General features: G+C 48.1%; 17 protein-coding genes. 4 read left to right on the top strand and 13 right to left on the bottom strand.

All coding sequences use genetic code 11. The annotated features are described in order from the left end of the window. Positions 1–20 precede the first annotated feature (20 nt). The 3 genes from RS891_RS05410 to RS891_RS05400 are packed head-to-tail and all read right to left on the bottom strand — an operon-like array spanning position 21 to position 2,095. On the bottom strand, positions 21–899 hold the full coding sequence (locus tag RS891_RS05410; protein WP_063567831.1) for a carbohydrate ABC transporter permease: 879 nt from the start codon (positions 897–899) through the stop codon (positions 21–23). A 12-nt stretch (positions 900–911) separates the two neighbouring features. Continuing rightward, positions 912–1,829: an ABC transporter permease gene (locus tag RS891_RS05405; protein ID WP_063567852.1), complete on the bottom strand. Its 918-nt coding sequence runs from the start codon at positions 1,827–1,829 to the stop codon at positions 912–914. 56 nt (positions 1,830–1,885) lie between these two features. After that, positions 1,886–2,095 carry a tautomerase family protein gene (locus tag RS891_RS05400; RefSeq protein ID WP_113054070.1) on the bottom strand — a complete coding sequence of 70 codons (210 nt, stop codon included), beginning with the start codon at positions 2,093–2,095 and terminating at the stop codon, positions 1,886–1,888. A gap of 279 nt (positions 2,096–2,374) precedes the next feature. Between RS891_RS05400 and RS891_RS05395 the strand changes: the two genes are divergently transcribed. Further along, on the top strand, positions 2,375–2,953 hold the full coding sequence (locus tag RS891_RS05395; RefSeq protein WP_315794692.1) for a TetR/AcrR family transcriptional regulator: 579 nt from the start codon (positions 2,375–2,377) through the stop codon (positions 2,951–2,953). 80 nt (positions 2,954–3,033) lie between these two features. Next, positions 3,034–5,220, top strand: coding sequence for a YhgE/Pip family protein (locus tag RS891_RS05390; protein ID WP_315794691.1), 2,187 nt, complete (start codon positions 3,034–3,036; stop codon positions 5,218–5,220). A gap of 151 nt (positions 5,221–5,371) precedes the next feature. Here the strand turns inward: RS891_RS05390 and RS891_RS05385 are convergent, their stop codons facing one another. From RS891_RS05385 to RS891_RS05355, 7 genes are all read right to left on the bottom strand, one after another. Next, positions 5,372–5,713, bottom strand: coding sequence for a DUF4190 domain-containing protein (locus RS891_RS05385; protein WP_315794690.1), 342 nt, complete (start codon positions 5,711–5,713; stop codon positions 5,372–5,374). A 180-nt stretch (positions 5,714–5,893) separates the two neighbouring features. Further along, complete coding sequence (locus RS891_RS05380; RefSeq protein WP_315794689.1) at positions 5,894–6,649, bottom strand: amino acid ABC transporter ATP-binding protein; 756 nt, start codon at positions 6,647–6,649, stop codon at positions 5,894–5,896. Between the two features lie 62 nt (positions 6,650–6,711). Continuing rightward, a complete protein-coding gene (locus tag RS891_RS05375) occupies positions 6,712–7,371 on the bottom strand; it encodes an amino acid ABC transporter permease (RefSeq protein ID WP_113054586.1) in 660 nt (219 codons plus the stop codon). A gap of 109 nt (positions 7,372–7,480) precedes the next feature. After that, a complete protein-coding gene (locus RS891_RS05370; RefSeq protein ID WP_090893770.1) occupies positions 7,481–8,251 on the bottom strand; it encodes an amino acid ABC transporter substrate-binding protein in 771 nt (256 codons plus the stop codon). A gap of 131 nt (positions 8,252–8,382) precedes the next feature. Then, entirely contained in the window at positions 8,383–8,940 is a 558-nt protein-coding gene (locus RS891_RS05365; RefSeq protein ID WP_315794688.1) for a DUF4825 domain-containing protein, read from the bottom strand. Beyond that, positions 8,937–9,629 carry a permease prefix domain 1-containing protein gene (locus tag RS891_RS05360; protein ID WP_064640407.1) on the bottom strand — a complete coding sequence of 231 codons (693 nt, stop codon included), beginning with the start codon at positions 9,627–9,629 and terminating at the stop codon, positions 8,937–8,939. The genes RS891_RS05365 and RS891_RS05360 overlap by 4 nt, the downstream gene beginning before the upstream one ends. Further along, entirely contained in the window at positions 9,626–9,985 is a 360-nt protein-coding gene (locus RS891_RS05355; RefSeq protein ID WP_064640409.1) for a PadR family transcriptional regulator, read from the bottom strand. Before RS891_RS05355 ends, RS891_RS05360 begins: the two co-directional genes overlap by 4 nt. Before the next feature lie 293 nt (positions 9,986–10,278). On the opposite strand from RS891_RS05355, the gene RS891_RS05350 reads away from it, so the two are divergent. After that, positions 10,279–10,707, top strand: a complete 429-nt coding sequence (locus tag RS891_RS05350; RefSeq protein ID WP_315794685.1) for a hypothetical protein — start codon at positions 10,279–10,281, stop codon at positions 10,705–10,707. Between the two features lie 47 nt (positions 10,708–10,754). Here RS891_RS05350 and RS891_RS05345 read toward each other — a convergent pair whose 3' ends face one another. Then, positions 10,755–12,260: an alpha-glucosidase/alpha-galactosidase gene (locus RS891_RS05345; protein WP_315794684.1), complete on the bottom strand. Its 1,506-nt coding sequence runs from the start codon at positions 12,258–12,260 to the stop codon at positions 10,755–10,757. Positions 12,261–12,458: 198 nt separating this feature from the next. Continuing rightward, on the bottom strand, positions 12,459–13,469 hold the full coding sequence (locus RS891_RS05340) for an AraC family transcriptional regulator (RefSeq protein ID WP_315794682.1): 1,011 nt from the start codon (positions 13,467–13,469) through the stop codon (positions 12,459–12,461). A gap of 183 nt (positions 13,470–13,652) precedes the next feature. Here RS891_RS05340 and RS891_RS05335 point away from each other — a divergent pair, with 183 nt between their 5' ends. Then, positions 13,653–14,255 carry a histidine phosphatase family protein gene (locus RS891_RS05335; RefSeq protein ID WP_315794681.1) on the top strand — a complete coding sequence of 201 codons (603 nt, stop codon included), beginning with the start codon at positions 13,653–13,655 and terminating at the stop codon, positions 14,253–14,255. Between the two features lie 200 nt (positions 14,256–14,455). Here RS891_RS05335 and RS891_RS05330 read toward each other — a convergent pair whose 3' ends face one another. After that, the gene (locus tag RS891_RS05330; protein WP_315796184.1) at positions 14,456–16,798 is read right to left on the bottom strand and encodes a rhamnogalacturonan lyase; all 2,343 of its coding nucleotides are present in this window, start codon (positions 16,796–16,798) and stop codon (positions 14,456–14,458) included. Positions 16,799–17,442: the final 644 nt, after the last annotated feature.

Genomic DNA, 17,442 nt, shown 5'->3' with positions numbered 1-17,442 from the left:
GATCTGTATGCTTCTTGTACTTAAGATTTGACGGAGCCGACCATGATTCCTTTTACAAAATGCTTTTGCAGGAAAGGGTAAATGATAATGATCGGCAAGGTGGCGATGATGATGGTTGCCATTTTGATGCCTTCCGGCGATGTATGCGCAAGGGTGCTGTAGACGGCAGAACCTGGATCAACGGAAATATCGTCACTCTCAAACAGCTTCTTGAGTGTGACCTGGATCGGCCACCAGGCCGGATCATTCAGATAATAAAGCGCGGTGGAATAGGCATTCCAATGGCCCACCGCATAGAAAATGCCGAGTGAGGCCATGGCCGGTTTGGACAATGGAATGACGATACGCCAGATGATGCCGAATTCCCCACAGCCATCGATGCGGGCAGCGTCGATCAGTTCACCTGGCAGCTGGGCGAAGAACGAGCGCATGACGAAAAAGTTAAAGGCATTAATCGCTCCTGGCACAATCAGAACCAATGGGTTGTTGACCAGATGCAGTTCCTTCATCAGGATAAAGTTCGGAATGAGCGGCGCCGAGAACACAACGGTCACCAGGACAAACATGACGACCAGGGAGCGCCCCTTGTACTCTGGACGGGAAACGGGATACGCCAACGATGCCGTTGCAGCAAGATTGACCAGCGTCCCGAACAGCGTCACCCCAACCGATACCGCAAATGCCCGCCAGAACGAAGCATCGCCGAATACATATTCATAATTGATCCACGTAAAAGCGACAGGCCAGAAGCTGACCTTTCCGCCCATGATCGCTTCCGAGCTGCTGAGAGATTGAGCCAGCACATTAATGAAAGGCAGAATCATCGTCAACGAGAGCAGCGTAAGAAAAACGAGATTTCCAATGCGGAATATACGGTAACGGACACTGGGGGTACGCATCAATCTCGCCTCCTAATACAGGCTTTCGCCGGTTGTTTTTTTGCTGAAGAAATTACCGAGTAGAACAAGCATCAAACCCACGACCGACTTGAACAATCCGATAGCCGTTGTATAGCTGTATTGCTGTGAGAGCAGGCCGGCTTTGTAAATATACGTATCGAGAATTTCACCCGATTCCAGATTGAGCGGATTCAGGAATACGAACACACGCTCAAAGCCCAGATCAAGGAACTTCCCGATGTGCAGCAGCAGCAGGATCATAATCGTCGGCAGTAAGGATGGCAGGGTAATCGACCATATTTGCTTCAAACGTCCGGCTCCGTCTACCTCTGCCGCCTCATACAAATCGGGATTAATGCCCGCAATGGCAGCCAGGAAAATAATCGTGCCATAACCGGAGTCACGCCAGATCCCCGAACCGATCAGAATGGAACGAATGTACGAGTCTTCTCCAAGAAAGTAGATCGGCTGCATGCCCAGAAATCCAAGTGCCTTGTTCACCACCCCGGCATCCATCGAGAAAATCCCCATGAATATACCACTAATGACAACCCAGGACAGAAAGTGAGGCATGTATACAATCGTTTGCAGCAAACGCTTAAACACAATCATCCGTACTTCATTCAGCAGAATGGCCAGTAAGATCGGTACCGGGAATGCAATCACCAGATCATATAGTCCGAGCAGAAGTGTATTATTGAGAATTCGCAAAAAGTCATAATGGCTGAACATCTTCTGGAAATGCTCCAGGCCTACCCAATCACTTCCGGTGATGCCTTTGAAAATGTTGTAGTTCTGAAAAGCAATGATCGAGCCGAACAGAGGCACATATTTGAAAAGGAAAAAATACAGAATGCCCGGTACGGAGAGCAGATATAGTATCCGGTATCGCCAAAGATAACGTCCCGCATCTCCGAGCCGAGTGCCCAGACCAGACGAGTGAAGTCTCGCTGTTCCCCGGCTTGGCGGCGCATAGTCCGCCGGCTTCACGTCTTCTTCCCTCCTTGCTTCTGTGATTGCATGGCTTTCAAATTATCAGGAACGTTCTCGTCCCATGGGATTTCATTGAATTCAACGGAAATATAATCCGGTTCACGGTCGATAATACGCGAGAGCTCGCGTGTGAACACCTCCACTATCTCCTGCTTTTGCTCATCCGTCCTGCCTTCATACAGCCTGATCGTAATTTCTGGCATCCGAGTTAAGCTCCCTTCACCATATAATGTAAACGCTTCAACAACTTCATCTTAGCGCTCCTGAGATAGAGCAACAATGGACTGTCTTTTCGTTCACTTGTGTTTTCTTTAGGTGGGGATGATGGTGGGAAGCTAATATTCCAGATGGGCTTATGACAAACATCACTTCTTCTCTCCGCATTCAATGATACATTTGTTTACGACCAATTGACCAAATAAGTAATCCGGTCAAATCTGAGTTACTTTTATCATTGCATACGACTAGGAGGTGTATATGCCATGAAAACCATCGATCGAAGACAGCAAGTCATGGACTCTGCTGAGAAATCGTTCGCGTTGTTTGGATACAAAGCCACCACAATGGAACAAGTTGCGAGACTGGCCAACGTGGGGAAAGGTACGATCTATACTTTTTTCGAGAACAAGGAAGAATTGTTCGGAGAGATCCTCCACTCGATCATTACTGATATGAAGCGGATTACGGAACAAACTGTTCAAGACGACAAACCGTTTCTTGAGAACGTACACGAGAGCATGGACGCTTTGCTGGAGTATAGAGAGGAACATGAGCTGTTAATCAAGCTATTTCAGGAAGTAAATGAGTTTGGCACACCTCAGGCGAAGGAAGGTTTGCAGAAAGTAGAGACAGCGATTCTCGAATATTTGGAACGCCAAGTTCAGCGCGCCATGGAACTAGAGCAGATTCGTGAAGACGATCCAAGGCTGGTCTCTTTTGTCCTGCTGAAGCTGTATGTCACTTTAACTTCCGATTGGAACAAAGCGCATCCTTCGCTTCATAAGGATCAGATCAAGGATTTCGTGGGCCTCTTTCTCAAAAGTGGATTATCCCCTACATAAAGAAAGATGCGCGGCTGAATCCTTTATGGATTAGAGATAGATATAGCAACAGAGTAGCGTAATGATGGGGAGAGAACATAATGAAATCATTCACTGTATTTGGGCAGGATTTGAAATCCGCCTTCAAGAAACCAAAAGTATTTATTCCGATTCTCGTGGTGCTGTTCATTCCGGTACTGTATAGCGGTCTGTTCCTCAATGCGTTCTGGGACCCTTATGGCAAAATGAATGAACTGCCTGTTGCCGTGGTGAACACGGATCAGGGGGCAACCTACAATGACAAATCGCTGGAAGTCGGACAGAATCTGGTCGATGAATTGAAAAAAAGTGATGACTTCAACTGGCAATTTGTGACCCGAGAAGAAGCCGAGAAAGGCATGGAAGACAACACGTATTATATGACAATTGTTATTCCAGAGGATTTTTCCGCAAAAGCTACCACTCTAATGGATGACCATCCACAACCGGCAGAGCTGATCTATGAACCCAATGAAGGATACAACTTCCTAGCGGGGCAGATTGGCGGGACAGCGGTCAAACAGATCAAATCCAAAGTCTCGGCCAAAGTGACGGAATCATATACGGAAACCTTGCTGGATCAGGTAGAGAAAATCTCTAGCGGTCTGGCGGATGCCGGAGATGGTGCAGGTCAGATCAACGATGGCGCGGTTAAGCTGGATGAAGGTGCCTCGAAGCTGAAAGAGAACCTGTCCAAACTGGTCGATGGAACTGACCAACTCGAAACAGGCATTGCCCCGTTAAAAGAAGGCACGAGCACCTTGGCTCAGGGTATTGGCGAGCTTCATACGGGAGCCAGCTCCCTTTCCAATGGTTTATCCCAATTGGCGGCAGCGGGTACGAAGCTTGGTGACGGAGCAGCACAGGCTGAAGCTGGCGGCAAAACGTTACAGGCTGGGATTCAATCTGCTCAGGAAGGAGCAGCACAATTGGATGCTGGACTGGCAGCAACCGAGGAAGGCAGCGCCAAGCTGACCGCTGGATTGCAAACTTCAGTCGGAGGCAGCGGCAAAGTAAGTGAAGGTGCCAAGGCCGTCGCGCAAGGACTTGCCCAACTGGCTGAGGCAAGTCCGGAGCTCGCAGCCAACCCGGCTGTACAGCAGCTGCTGGCAGCAAGCCAGGCTGTTGCCGCTGGTAGCGAACAGGTATATCAAGGTGGACAGCAATTGCTCGAAGGCAGCCAGAACCTGCAAGCTGCGCAACAGCAGCTGCACCAAGGCAGCAGCCAGTTAGTGCAGGGTGAGCAGCAGCTTTTGGAAGGAGCAACGCAATTGTCTGCCGGGCAGGTACAGCTTGCGACTGGCCTCCAGCAGTTCAACGTCAAGTTATCTGTGGCTGCTGCTGGTGGAGCCAAACTTTCAGAGGGTTCGAGTCAATTAAACGCAGGTGCAGGGAAACTGGTTGATGGGTTGAGCCAACTTTCAGACGGAATCACCACCATTGCCGATGGTTCCCGCAAGCTGGATAACGGCGCAGGAGATTTAAAAGAAGGTACCGCCAAGTTGACCGACGGCTCTGGTGAGCTTGCCACCAAACTGAATGATGCCGCCGATCAAACGGGCAGTGTGAAAAAGACGGATGAACTCGTAACAATGTTCGCAGAGCCCGTTCAGGTGGATGAACATAAACATAATGAAGTGCCCAACTATGGTACAGGATTCTCGCCATACTTCCTGTCTTTGGGGCTATTTGTGGGGGCATTAATTGCAACGCTGGTTGTACCAACACGCAGCAGCTCGGTTACCGATGCGAGTGGCTGGAATCGTTTTGTGAGCAGAACGCTGGCGTTCACAATCATGAGTGCCGTGCAGTCCCTGCTCGCTTCCTGGCTTGTCTTGTCCGGCTTGGGCCTGGAAGTTCAAAGCGTGCCTTTGTTCCTTTTATTCAGTTTCGTTACCAGCCTGACCTTCATGTACATCATTCAGGCTCTGGTTACTTGGTTAGAGAATCCCGGCCGCTTCCTGGCGATCCTCATGTTAATCTTCCAATTGACCACCAGTGCAGGTACGTTCCCGTTGGAGCTCATTCCGAATTGGCTGAAAGGTTTCAATCCATGGCTGCCAATGACCTATTCGGTAACCGGGTATAAAGCTGTTATTTCGAGTGGACAGTTCGGTGTGGCGTGGGATCAGATCGGAATTCTGTGCATCTTTGCGGTGATTGGTCTGGCAGCTACCTTTGCCTATTTCATGATGCATCGCACGAATGAGGTAGAAGAAGTTAATAGTGAGGCAGTGCTTCACGTGTAGAATTCAAAAAAATAAAAAGCAAGGCGTGTTACAAGCATATCCTCGTCCGGAACACAGCGAGTGTTTGCTTATAAACGGCCTTGCTTTTTTTGAGCGAAGAGCAAAAGTAGCTCGCCCTTCTTCAGTTTTCATCATCCTAATATGTAGAAAACTAATATGTAGAAGAAATCTCCCCATTAGTGTAAACGGCGAATACTACCAGCAGGAATAACAGGATAATCGCATAAATGGCTGTGCCGATGATGCCACAGACGAGACCGGCTATCGCAAGTCCTTTTCCCTGTTCCATGCGAAGCCTGATTTCCTTAAGAGAAATAGAGGCAAATACGATAGCAACAATCCCAATCAGAAATCCCAAATATGGAATCATGATTGACAAAATTCCCAAGACAAGAGCTGCAATAGACTTGCTATTGGTTTTGGGTACTACATAAGGTGGTGGTGGAAGTGGATCGCTATAATAACGGTCCACATCATTCTGACGTTGATCCAAAGGTAAATCCTCCCTGTTTGTTAAGTAGTCTCATTATACTTGATTAGCTGGAAAATTATGCTCCATTATTTGTGAATATTCCGATTTTATTAAAAAAATCCGGATCCCTCGTCGACTTTTGTCGATCGAATGATATCCGGATTTCGTTTACATCCATTTCTTGACTCGTTTTTAAAACCTCTATCCTTCCACTTCCACCCGCTGCAAAAACGTGCGAGTACGCTCCAGCTTGGCATTGCCAAAGATTTGCTCCGGCGGCCCTGCCTCGGCGATTTCGCCGTTATCCATAAAGAAGACGCGATCCGCGACATCGCGGGCAAAGCTCATCTCATGGGTGACGATCATCATCGTCATATTTTCCTGTGCCAACTGCTTGATGACGCGTAGTACTTCCCCCGTCAGCTCGGGATCGAGTGCCGAGGTCGGCTCATCGAACAGCAGAATGTCGGGCTGCATCATGAGTGCGCGCGCAATTGCTACGCGCTGTTTCTGTCCACCGGACAGGTTGGCGGGATAAGCATCCGCTTTGTCGGACAGCCCTACTTTACCGAGCAATTCCAGACTTCGCTGCCGGATGATCGTTGAGCTTTCTTTTTTCAACGTCTTCGGTGCCAGTTCCAGATTCGCCTGTACCGTCAGATGCGGAAACAGGTTGAAATGCTGAAAGACCATGCCCATGCGATCCGTAATCTTCCGAATATCCGCGGCACCTGCATACGATCCGTTCTCAGCCAGCGCCTGCCCTTGAATGCGAATAGTCCCACCTGAAATATCCTCAAGATGAATCAGGCTGCGCAGCATCGTACTTTTACCCGAACCGGAAGGCCCGATTACAGCAATGACTTCACCAGGCTCCACGTTGAACGATACCTGCTTCAGCACATCAAGTGTACCGAATGATTTTCTTAATTGATTCACTTCTATAATATGTGTCATATGCAGACAGTCCTTTAATTGATGAGATTGGATAACTTCATTAACTTCTGTTCCGTGCGCGTTTACTCAAATGTATAACGTTTCTCCAGTGCCTTGAAGAACAAGGTGAGTACCATGGTCAGCAACAAATAAATAATACCTGCAATCAGAAACGGTGTCAGACGGAAATCCCGGTTTACTGCGGCCTGCGCATAATGCAGCAACTCGGGTACAGCAACTGCATACAGCAACGCCGTATCTTTAATTAACGTAATGGACTCGTTCGCCGTCGCAGGCAGTACAACCCGGATCATCTGCGGGATGATGACTTTCGTCATCGTCTGCCATTTGCTTAGACCCAGTACCTGTGCAGCTTCATGTTGTCCTTTATCAATCGAGAGCAATCCACCTCTGAAAATCTCGGCAAAGTACGCACCATAATTCAAAATAAAGGCCAACGCTGCCGCCGTAAAGCGGTCAAATACAAGATACTCCCCTACCCCTGGAAGCAGCGGCAGACCGAAGCAAAAGAACAACAGTTGAAGCATAAGCGGCGTGCCCCGCATCACATATACGTACGTATGAGCGATCCATGCCAACGGCTTGAATCGGCTTTTCATCAATAAGGTTACTCCAAATCCAAGTGGTACAGACACTATAATTGCCAGCAAAAATAAAAAGATCGTGGTCTGTGCCCCTTCAAGCATGGGCTTCATGACGCCCAACAAATACTCCCAGCTCATCGCAATCGGCTCCTCTAATCTGTTAACCCCGCATTCCGCAGGAGAGTTGCTCCTTTTTGGAATCCGGGGTCATGTTGTTTACTACATATGTCAGGCAAGTGGCCTGATCCTATTTCAAAACTTCATCTTCACCAAACCATTTGGTGGAAATCTCGGCTGCTGTGCCATCGGCATTCAGCTCATCCAATGCTTTTTGCAGCTGATTCAGCAGTTCTTCATTGCCTTTTTTTACACCAATGCCGTATTGTTCCGGAGCAAGGGATTCATCCAGCAGTTTGAACGTTCCCTCTTCCTTGGACATGTAATATCTCGCGACCACTTCGTCGATGATGACAGCATCCAAACGTTTCGTCTTGAGATCGGTCAGGGCCAGTACGTTGTCCGGGAATTCGGAAGCATTCACTTTATCCTTCAGAGGACTTGCCGCGAGTGCATCTGCCGCAGAAGACAAGGCCTGCAATCCTACATTTTTGCCATCCAGTTCATCCAGCTTCGTAATCGGTGAGTCCGCGAGTGTGACTGCAACCTGACTGTTCTCCAGATATGGCTTCGTGAACAGCACTTTATCTTTCCGCTCATCGGTAATTGTGTACCCGTTCCAGATCAGGTCGATGCGGCCGCTGTTCAACTCCGATTCTTTGGAAGACCAATCAATGGGCTGGAACGTAATTTCTTTACCCATTTTCTCCGCTGCCGCTCTGGCATAGTCAATATCAAAACCAACAATTTCATTCTTGTCGTCCCGGAAGCCCATTGGAGCGAATTTATCATCTATCCCCACAATAATGGCATTATTATCTTTGCTTCCCGAGCTGGAACATCCCGCAACAACAATCATGCATATGCTGATCAATAATAGAAATATCGCTTGTTTTCTCATCTCTCTAACCCCTCCATGTCTATAACCAAAACCCAAACGCTTTAGTTCGTTACCACGTTATCAGAGTCTTATAATAACATAGCATAGGAGAAGAGTCGAGCCTCTTACCTTTTCCTTATCTTTGAACCAACTTAATTGTCAACAATTTGTGAAAAAGCTTCGTTCACTTGCGCGGGCTCCCCCAGCTTCTTACGCACCGCTGCATCCCACTCCTTCGGTTCCTGAAGGGTCTTCAATTCCGTTCCAGCCCATTGCTGGGCAGCCTCACGGCTCAAAGTATATTGAACATCCTCCAATGAATAAAGCACATGCTCCAAATTATCAATCCATACAAAATTGGCAGTAGCGTTATATACAAGTATTCGTTCCAACTCTTCGGAATTCATCTCGCTGGTATTAATCCTGTAATTGATCTGAGCCGTAAATGTCTCTGGAACCAACTGATACCCATTCAATTGGCCGTTTAGAGGCAAGGCTTGATTCAAATGGCTGAGATTGGAGAAGTCGCCCATATAAGGACTGCGATATTTCGCCAATGCCGCAAAATCATGGGTCAACGGATCTTGCTGCTCTGCTTCATACTGCGATTGCTTCGCCTCTATTCTGGGATTAACGAAGCCCTCAACCACAATAACACCAAAAATGCCGAGCATGACCAATGCAATAATCCATTTATTCTTTCCCGTCATACGACATCACCTGCCTCATACTTGCCCACGATCCGATACGCCCTCTGCACGATCAAAGGGATAATAATACTTAATAAAGGTATGGCAAAGGCAATCGCGATTACCGTAAATTGATAGGGCCCCTCTACCTGAATAGGTCGACTATACCAGATGTTGCTTCCAAATCGCAGCGCCGCCTGTGTACCCCATAACACAACGATGAGCCCTGCCCATAACCACCATACTCTGCGCGTCCATTGCAAGAACACAGGTGTACGAATAACGGTAGTGTCTTCTGGATCAGTCGAAGTATTTCTATTTTTCATCATGTAAAATACATACGCTCCACCAACAATCACACTCATGATCATAAGCAAGTTGTTAATGGTTGCGCCCTGGACCATGACTCTCATTGGAATCGTAATGATCCAGGCAATAAGACTATAGATCAAGGCAGACTGCAACACCGCCGTCCAATAAGGAACGCGTCGAACTCTGCGATGATCACTCATGATCTGATCCATGCCAACCACATGCTGAATGGCAGTCTGAAAAGCCTGATCCTCGTCCATCCCCTGCTCCATATAATCTTCAATTCGTGCAGCGAGATTACTGTGAATCTCTTCTTTTAACTCCTGATTAGCTAATGTATCCTGCGCATGATTGAACAGACGATTCACATGGCGGGTAATGCGAGCTTCCAATGTCATATCCCTTCATCTCCCTTTTCCCCGGAAATAATCATGCAGTCAATCAATGTTTTGGCTGCGTGCCAAGCGTGAACTTGCTGTGTATAAGCTTCCTGCCCCTGTGTTGTAATCCGGTAATATTTGCGTCGTCCTCCCTGGGTCTCTTCCCCCCAGTAGGATTCCACATATCCACTCTTCTCCAGCCTTTTCAGACTGGAATAGAGTGTCGGTTCCTTTAATTCAAACCGTTCTCCACTCTTGCGATAAATTTCCTTAATAATGCTATAGCCGTAGTTATCCTTCGGTATAAGTACGCTCAGAATAATGGGGTCAATGTTGCCTCTAATTAGGTCACTGTTAATCGCTTGTTCATCCATCTGCCAGCTTCACCGACTTTCTTCAATCCTGGGTATACTATAAGACATATTACTATGTCTGTAAAGGTAATATGTATCGCATGGTAAATATACATTTCAATGAGCAACATTCCTCTCTCGCTTTTCGTCTGGAAGATATTAGGGAGGTGGAAACAATAAAATTCATCATTGCTATGAGAACGATAACTCTACTCGTGTTCCTTACAAATTTGCTGATATTATCCGGCTGTAATTCTACTCCAAGTAACGGCACAAACGAACCTCCCTCTCTCCCATCGCCAAATACAAAGGAAATGGGATCAAAACAGGTTCAGGAACCGGAGCCCAACTTACCTCAGGAACTGCCTACGCCAACTATCCAGAGCGAAAGCGGCATCTCTATTCCAGCTGTACAGGGCAGTTATTGCTGGGGAGGCATGTGTGCTGACTATGCAGGTGATGTGAAATTGCTGGAAGGTAAAGTACCTGTCTCGGTTTTGGTAGGCGAGAACATATCAATTAACTTGGGTACGGATGTACCACCTAACGAGTTCACTCTGGTTGAATATGTGAACGGGGAGGCACGTCCCATCTCTTTGCGAGAAGGAACATTCCGGTTTGCACAGGAAAAAGGTACTCATTATTATGGAGCTTTTGTCGGCTGGTCTTCCCCAAAAAATTCGCAGGTTTCCTTGGGTGATACCTCTTTTGCCTTTGTAATCCGTGGTGTCGAAAAAAAATAGAACCAAACAAGGCCCCTCCAATTTTGGAGAGGCCCCACTCATTTTATCTATTGCTGCACTTTCTCGCGATCTTTCCCTTTATCCGATTCACCCGCATTTTTGTTGGCGGCATCGCGATCCTGCTGCATCTCCTCAACGGTTTTCACTTTGAGACGTGCAGCACCTTCATATTCCTTCGTTGGGATCAGGTTGCCTGCAGCAAGTCTTGCTTCTGCCGCAGCAATCGCATCACCATATTGCGGCAACCATTCGGCTTGGGCCACCAGCATCTCGTCAACCATTTGCCAGATTTCTTTTGGATTACATACTGCGCCCACGAGTGGGTCCATCATGAACGCCTGACGCAATAGTTTGTCGTCACCATGTACCGCAGCTTCAACTGCAAGCCGTTGAACGGAAATGCTCACATTACACACAGCAGCCGGGCCGAGTGGCAGGTCGCCTACATGTGGCATCGAAATGCCATTACGGTCCACATATCCCGGTGCTTCGATGATCGCATCATCCGGCAGATTGGAGATCACACCGTTATTGACGGTATTGAAGTGTCCGCGGTATACACGTCCCGTTTCCAACCCTTCTATAATGTAGGAACCATGTTCTCCCCCTCGTTTTTCCGGGGCAAATTGCATTGGCTCATCCTTCATCCAGTTCGGGAAATCAGTCTCAAACCAATTTCTTCCCTCTGTACATACACGCAGATACCCGCCCGTCTCGCCGTTAATCCAGCTGTCCAGATCAATCCAGTCCTTGATCTCTTCCGGACGTTTACGGTACCAAGGCACATATTCGCTAAGGTGACCATTCGATTCCGTACTGTAATAACCAAATCGGCGCAGCATATCAATCCGCACTTTCTCGGTACGGCTATACTCAGGATGTTTCTCGAAGGCTTCGAGCAAATCACCCGTAAGGTCTTTACCTTCATGGGATGCCTTGATGTACCAGGTCTGATGATTAATTCCGGCACATACGATATCCACTTCATTCATTTTCAATCCAAACGCTTCTGCAATCTGGTGATGCCCATGCTGTACCCCGTGACATAGTCCAATCGTGCGAACACCGCCATACTTGTTGCAGGCCCAGGTCAGCATAGCCATCGGGTTTGAATAATTGAGGAGCAGCACATCCGGTGCGCTTTGCTCACGAATATCCTTACAGATGTCGAGCATCTCGGCAATTCCGCGCTGGCCGTACATAATGCCACCTGCACACAACGTATCGCCGACACATTGATCTACTCCATATTTGAGCGGAATATCCACATCAGTTGCAAAAGCTTCCAATCCGCCCACACGGATTGTACACAGTACATACTTCGCATCCTTGAGCGCTTCTCTCCGGTCTGTTGTCGGCTGAATCTGAATATTCAGTCCATTCTCGCGGATATCGCGCTGACATAGCTCGGTAACCATGTCCAGATTGTGCTGATTGATATCACAGAACGCAATCTCAATATTGTTGAATTCCGATACCGCGAGCAAATCCCGCAGCAACCCCCGTGTAAATCCGATACTGCCCGCCCCGATAAATGCCACTTTAAACGACATGCACAGTTCCTCCCGTAATCCGAGTATATTCGCCCCGGTTAATGATCTCACTACATGAAATCATTGTAGCAACGGGTTGTAAGGAAGCGTTATCAATATCATCACCTCTTCACATTGAGGTTGTCAAAAATCCTCACTTTTAAATCTTTTTCACCTTTAGCATCCACCGCGCCGTACTTTCCAGATAAACTGCACGATTTATTCTTCAGCGGGATAATGACTGACATGTCGCTCCATCGAGGAACGGAATTCAACCGGAGTTCGGCCTGTATATTTCTTGAATAACATATGAAAATATTGTCTGCTCCCCACGCCCACGTAATCGGAAATTTCGGAGATTGGAATATTGGTCTGCTGCAGCAGCATCTTCGCCTTTTCCATTCGGAGCATCGTGAGATAATCGGTAGGCGTACGCTTCGTGTGCTGGCGAAAAATACGGTGTAAATAGCCTGGATGCAGATTCACCGCAGCTGCGATATCCTTCATTTGAATATTGCGATCCATATTGTGATGCATGAATTCAATCGTCCGTTTTACGTACAACTCCGTCTGATCCAGCGCACTTCGGTTGATTTCCCCGCGAAGTCGTGCGACCCGAACGAGCAGTTGGATAAACAACGTGCGTACCAGCGTACCTTGCTCAGGCGACTTCAGATCACGGGCTTCGCGATGATGCGAGCGTTCCTCCGGCGGAATGATCCGCATGGTTGCAGAAGATCGTCCCTGCTCGATCAGTCCGCGCTGATCCAGCTCCAGCACCAGGCTTTTCATAATGTGGTACACCTCCTCCGGGTCAGGCAAAACCAGATAAGGCGAGGCATGGGATAGAAATGCATGGACTTCTTCTTCTTCCAGCGCGAGCTGGCGAATGGATGGATGCCCTGGCTCCGATCTGGTAACTCCAAATTCCACATTCAGCATGCGGCACGGTACGCCATCCTGCACCAGCAGACGGTGTGGAACCCCCGCGTCCAGCAGAATGAACTGCCCTTTTTTCAATACTGCCTGTTCCGAGCTGCCATCCGGCAACTGTACATCGACCCGGCACATTCCCGAAATAATATACATGATCTCCGTGGAATCATGATCGTGATAGGACATCTGGTAGTTGTCCCATTGCTTGTAATAATACGCGTAGAAACGTGGTCCATAATCCTCTGTGCGAAGTTTCTCCTGAAACAGACTGCCTGTCCAATGTTTGGTTTCCAATGCCTGCACCTCCGTTGCTGCAACGATCCTCACTTTTCTCCATTGTAGCAAGTCTCGGCGATGTATTTCACCCTTGCCAAAGAAAATCATTGCGGTTATAAATTAGACAATAATATAATTAGTTATAAATCTAATCAATTCTATTTTATTTTATCCAATTTACAAGCAGGAGGTCTTGAGGCCATGAGAACTACATTTTATCTGGTAAGGCATGCATTAAAAGAAAAGCGCATCGGTGATGTTCCCCTCACATCTGAAGGCGTAGTACAAGCCAAGTCGACGGCACTTCATTTGGCTAACGTACCTGTCACCAAGATCATTGCAAGCCCACTTCAAAGAGCAGCCGACACTGCGTCGCATATTTCTCTCCAAACAAAAGTTACAGTGACTGAGGACCCGCGTCTGCGGGAACGCGCCAACTGGGGTGACCTGCCTGAACAAACCTTTGAAGAATTCATCGCGATGTGGGACCGATGCACAAGTGATCCAGACTACCTCCCACCCGTGGGTCATTCCTCTAAGCAGGCAGGCGAACGTTTGGCCTCTTTCCTAACGGAATTAACGAATGTAGAGCCACCAGATAGCCATATTGTTATCGTTACTCATGGCGGGTTAATTACGGATTTTCTGGTAAACACCTTCCCCGAGCATGAACTTAACGTTTGGCACCCTGATTTTATAGCCATGCAAAGTCAGCTGATTTCCGAATGCTCCATCACCACATTGTTTCATGAAAACGGGAAATACATCATTCAAGATTTTGCATCTGTAACACATTTGAAATGATGACTTCGTTTGTTGCTTTAGTTTAGCCATATCAAAAAAACTCCGGGTAACCTCCCGTACGCCTAAACGCACCGAGGTTACTCCAGAGTTCCGCTGTATCACCGTACGGGTATTGCCTTCTTCAATCCCAGCTTTCAGAGGATCTTTTTCATCTGTGTTTTGGGCCACTAATCACCTTATCACTTATCACCTATTACTTCTCACTTTCCACCTTTACCCGAATTGGGCGTGTGGAACTTGGGCAGCGTAACCTTCGACCAATCGATATCCGATGCCATGTAGAAAGATGGGTAGGACGGCTGGTTGTAACCACTGTTTTGTCCGGCAATGCCGACACGATACATCGCGTCATGCATCAGCGTGTACAGTTTGCGATCGGTCTTCTCGGTACTCAGGTAGATGCGGATCGCTGAGCTGTCCTCGGTTCTCACCAGCATCTCTTCCCGCCAATCCCCGAAGATATCCGCTACGAGAGAAGGTGTACCCTTGGTATAATTGTTGGTCAATGTTCCGGTTGCGGTCAGCAGCGTGCCCCGATTCCAATCCTTGATCGTAGGTGTGACATCAATGGCACCGTCCACGATCTGAGTTGTCATATCGGCGGCCCATCGTATATTCATATTCGTGCCGGGAGCCTTATCGCTTATTTTCTCACCGCTGGCTGTCCACAAGCCTACAGCCCATGTCTCCAACCCGCGGCGGGTCGGGTCTACATCACCGATCATGCCGCGTCCGGTATCTTTGCCCGTATACCCGCCATAGATCACTTCCCCAGTCTTCGCATCCCGCAGGGAATATCCGTATGGCGCCCAAGGACCACCTTCATGCACCATGAAGATTTCCAGTCCTGGACGATCCGGATCGATATCCGCTACATGAAGCGCATCCCCATGGCCCAGACGTGCAATCGTTCCCGGAGCAGCACTCTCCGCAGGCATCAGGTCCTTGGAGCTGTACAGTACACTGCCATCATGATCAATCGTGGCCGAGCCGTACACAATCTCCTGTTTACCGTCTCCATCCACATCAGCGACACTGAAATAATGTGCGCCTTGCGTTGTGATGGAGCCATACACCGGATCTGTACCATCCACTCCATGCGGACCGTCATTGAACGGGTTCTTCATTGGTGTCCAGCCACTGTCCACCTTCCATTCACGCTTGAGCTTTTTGCCATCCCAGTTGTAGGCGACCATGGTCGAACGTGTGTAGTACCCGCGTGCAAAGATCGCAGACGGTTTCTTCCCGTCCAGATATGCCACACCTGCCAGGAAACGATCTACCCGGTTCGCCGGTTCAATACGTGCCATTGCGTAATCGCCCCACATCAACCCATCATCCTGCCGTGCCGGTTCATAAGGAATGGTCTCCAGCTCTTTGCCTGACTCTCCTTCAAACACCGTTACATACTCAGGTCCATCCACGATAAAACCTTCGAACTTGCGCAGCTCATTCTTGTCACTGCGGCTTGGTGCATAGACATCGATGAAGTAATCGGCCAAGCTCTCAGCATCCTGCTGAGACAATGGATAACTATACTTTTTCTCAATCCCAAAAGCTTCCTCCAACGTAGCAGGCCAGTTGCCCTTCACGACCTCTTCATGTTTATGCCAGTTTTTGAACATATCCACGACATGATCATAGTAGCCATCTGCACTTAAACGATAATCATCTTCGTTGGAGTATCCTGCCTTGCGATCCTGCTTCGGAAGGGTGATGTATTTCTCGGAAGTGACCTTTCCTTTTTTGTTATATTTGATAATCTTGGTTCCCGGTGCGGTCTTAAACATGATCTCAGCTTTGCCATCCCCGTCAAAATCATAAACGAGCATTTGTGTATAGTGAGCACCCGAACGGATGTTAACCCCGAGATCGATCCGGTACAACAATTGTCCGTCCAGCGTGTAACAATCCACGTACGTTTTACCGGTGTAGCCTTTTTGAGAAACATCCTTGGAGTTAGAAGGGTCCCATTTTACAAAAAACTCATACTGACCGTCTCCGTCCACATCGCCCACACTCATGTCATTCGCAGAATAAGTGAAGACTTCTCCTACTGGCGTCACACCATCGGCCGGTTTTTGCAAAGGAATATCGACGTAGCCATTCGCCCAAGGTTTGACAGATGCACTGCGTTTGCTCTCCTTGCTCTTATTGCTTACCGCTGCCACTTCATAACGGGACGACGATTTGCCTGAGGCATCAACATAGTTGGTGCTGTCGGTGACCGTAGCAATCTTCTTGCCATCACGATACACGTTGAAATCCGTTCCCGTCAGACCTTTATAGCTATACCCTGTGGCCTCGTCACCAAGCAATCTCCAACTGAGAAAAACACCCTCGGAAGTAGACGTCGCAACCAGACCGCGATCAAGATACTCAAGCTGAATGTCTTTCAAAGAACTACCTCCCTTATGTGTCTGCACGCTGGCCCCAGCCGCGCTGTTCTCACTGGAAGCTGCTGCTCCGCTCGCACCCGCTGTTCCCGCAACGAGCAAAGCAACACTTAGTGCCGAAGATAGCATTTTGGCTGCAAGTGGCATACGCACCTTCCTGCGATTGGAGTGCATACCTGAAACAGATCCTTTATGTATCGGCGCTGTTAATTTGGATTTCATCGACCTTCACTCTCCTTGAGACAGAATGGGTGATGCTTATGGCTGTGCTTGGGATCATGCATTATCCGTCAATCCATACAGACGTTCATATCTTTCAAATTTTACTGAATGCGCTTACAAAAATATAAAAGAAAGATCCTCCGCCTCAACTGAATTCCTTGACTCCGTCCCCCTTCCATTCCCTCTCCATCAGAGCAGCTTCATCCTGCCCGTCGGGTACTATTATAGACATCCTGCCTGCCGCGACATAGGCAAATATCCGTCCAAAACGATCAATATTCAGTGTTCTTCAGAGGACATTAAGGAAATCAAACCGACGAACGAATTCGTCCGAAGTAAGATTCAGGCAGGCCTTATCTAACGAATCCTAACGAACCTCAGTAACCCTATTCGGGCCAAAAAGATGCTAAGCAGGGCTATAACCACCCAAATTTACGGAATAACGTGTCTAGGATTCGTTAAAATTTCCAACTGCACCAAATCACCTATATAGCGTCTGCTCTGTTCGTAAGAAAAATAGGGCTGTCTCCAGATCATTTCCATGATCAGAGGACAGCCCTCTTTCATAC

This window comes from Paenibacillus sp. BIC5C1 (genome assembly GCF_032399705.1).
Taxonomy (GTDB): domain Bacteria; phylum Bacillota; class Bacilli; order Paenibacillales; family Paenibacillaceae; genus Paenibacillus; species Paenibacillus taichungensis_A.
This window is presented reverse-complemented; position numbering and strand designations above follow the sequence as displayed.

Bases quoted from the DNA above. Each gene is read 5' to 3' on its own strand.
- RS891_RS05330 (WP_315796184.1), bottom strand. From the start codon at position 16,798: ATGCCACTTGCAGCCAAAATGCTATCTTCGGCACTAAGTGTTGCTTTG.
- RS891_RS05355 (WP_064640409.1), bottom strand. From the start codon at position 9,985: ATGGATGAACAAGCGATTAACAGTGACCTAATTAGAGGCAACATTGAC.
- RS891_RS05410 (WP_063567831.1), bottom strand. From the start codon at position 899: ATGCGTACCCCCAGTGTCCGTTACCGTATATTCCGCATTGGAAATCTC.
- RS891_RS05360 (WP_064640407.1), bottom strand. From the start codon at position 9,629: ATGACATTGGAAGCTCGCATTACCCGCCATGTGAATCGTCTGTTCAAT.
- RS891_RS05370 (WP_090893770.1), bottom strand. From the start codon at position 8,251: ATGAGAAAACAAGCGATATTTCTATTATTGATCAGCATATGCATGATT.
- RS891_RS05335 (WP_315794681.1), top strand. From the start codon at position 13,653: ATGAGAACTACATTTTATCTGGTAAGGCATGCATTAAAAGAAAAGCGC.
- RS891_RS05390 (WP_315794691.1), top strand. From the start codon at position 3,034: ATGAAATCATTCACTGTATTTGGGCAGGATTTGAAATCCGCCTTCAAG.
- RS891_RS05345 (WP_315794684.1), bottom strand. From the start codon at position 12,260: ATGTCGTTTAAAGTGGCATTTATCGGGGCGGGCAGTATCGGATTTACA.
- RS891_RS05365 (WP_315794688.1), bottom strand. From the start codon at position 8,940: ATGACGGGAAAGAATAAATGGATTATTGCATTGGTCATGCTCGGCATT.
- RS891_RS05395 (WP_315794692.1), top strand. From the start codon at position 2,375: ATGAAAACCATCGATCGAAGACAGCAAGTCATGGACTCTGCTGAGAAA.
- RS891_RS05375 (WP_113054586.1), bottom strand. From the start codon at position 7,371: ATGAGCTGGGAGTATTTGTTGGGCGTCATGAAGCCCATGCTTGAAGGG.
- RS891_RS05350 (WP_315794685.1), top strand. From the start codon at position 10,279: ATGGGATCAAAACAGGTTCAGGAACCGGAGCCCAACTTACCTCAGGAA.
- RS891_RS05400 (WP_113054070.1), bottom strand. From the start codon at position 2,095: ATGCCAGAAATTACGATCAGGCTGTATGAAGGCAGGACGGATGAGCAA.
- RS891_RS05380 (WP_315794689.1), bottom strand. From the start codon at position 6,649: ATGACACATATTATAGAAGTGAATCAATTAAGAAAATCATTCGGTACA.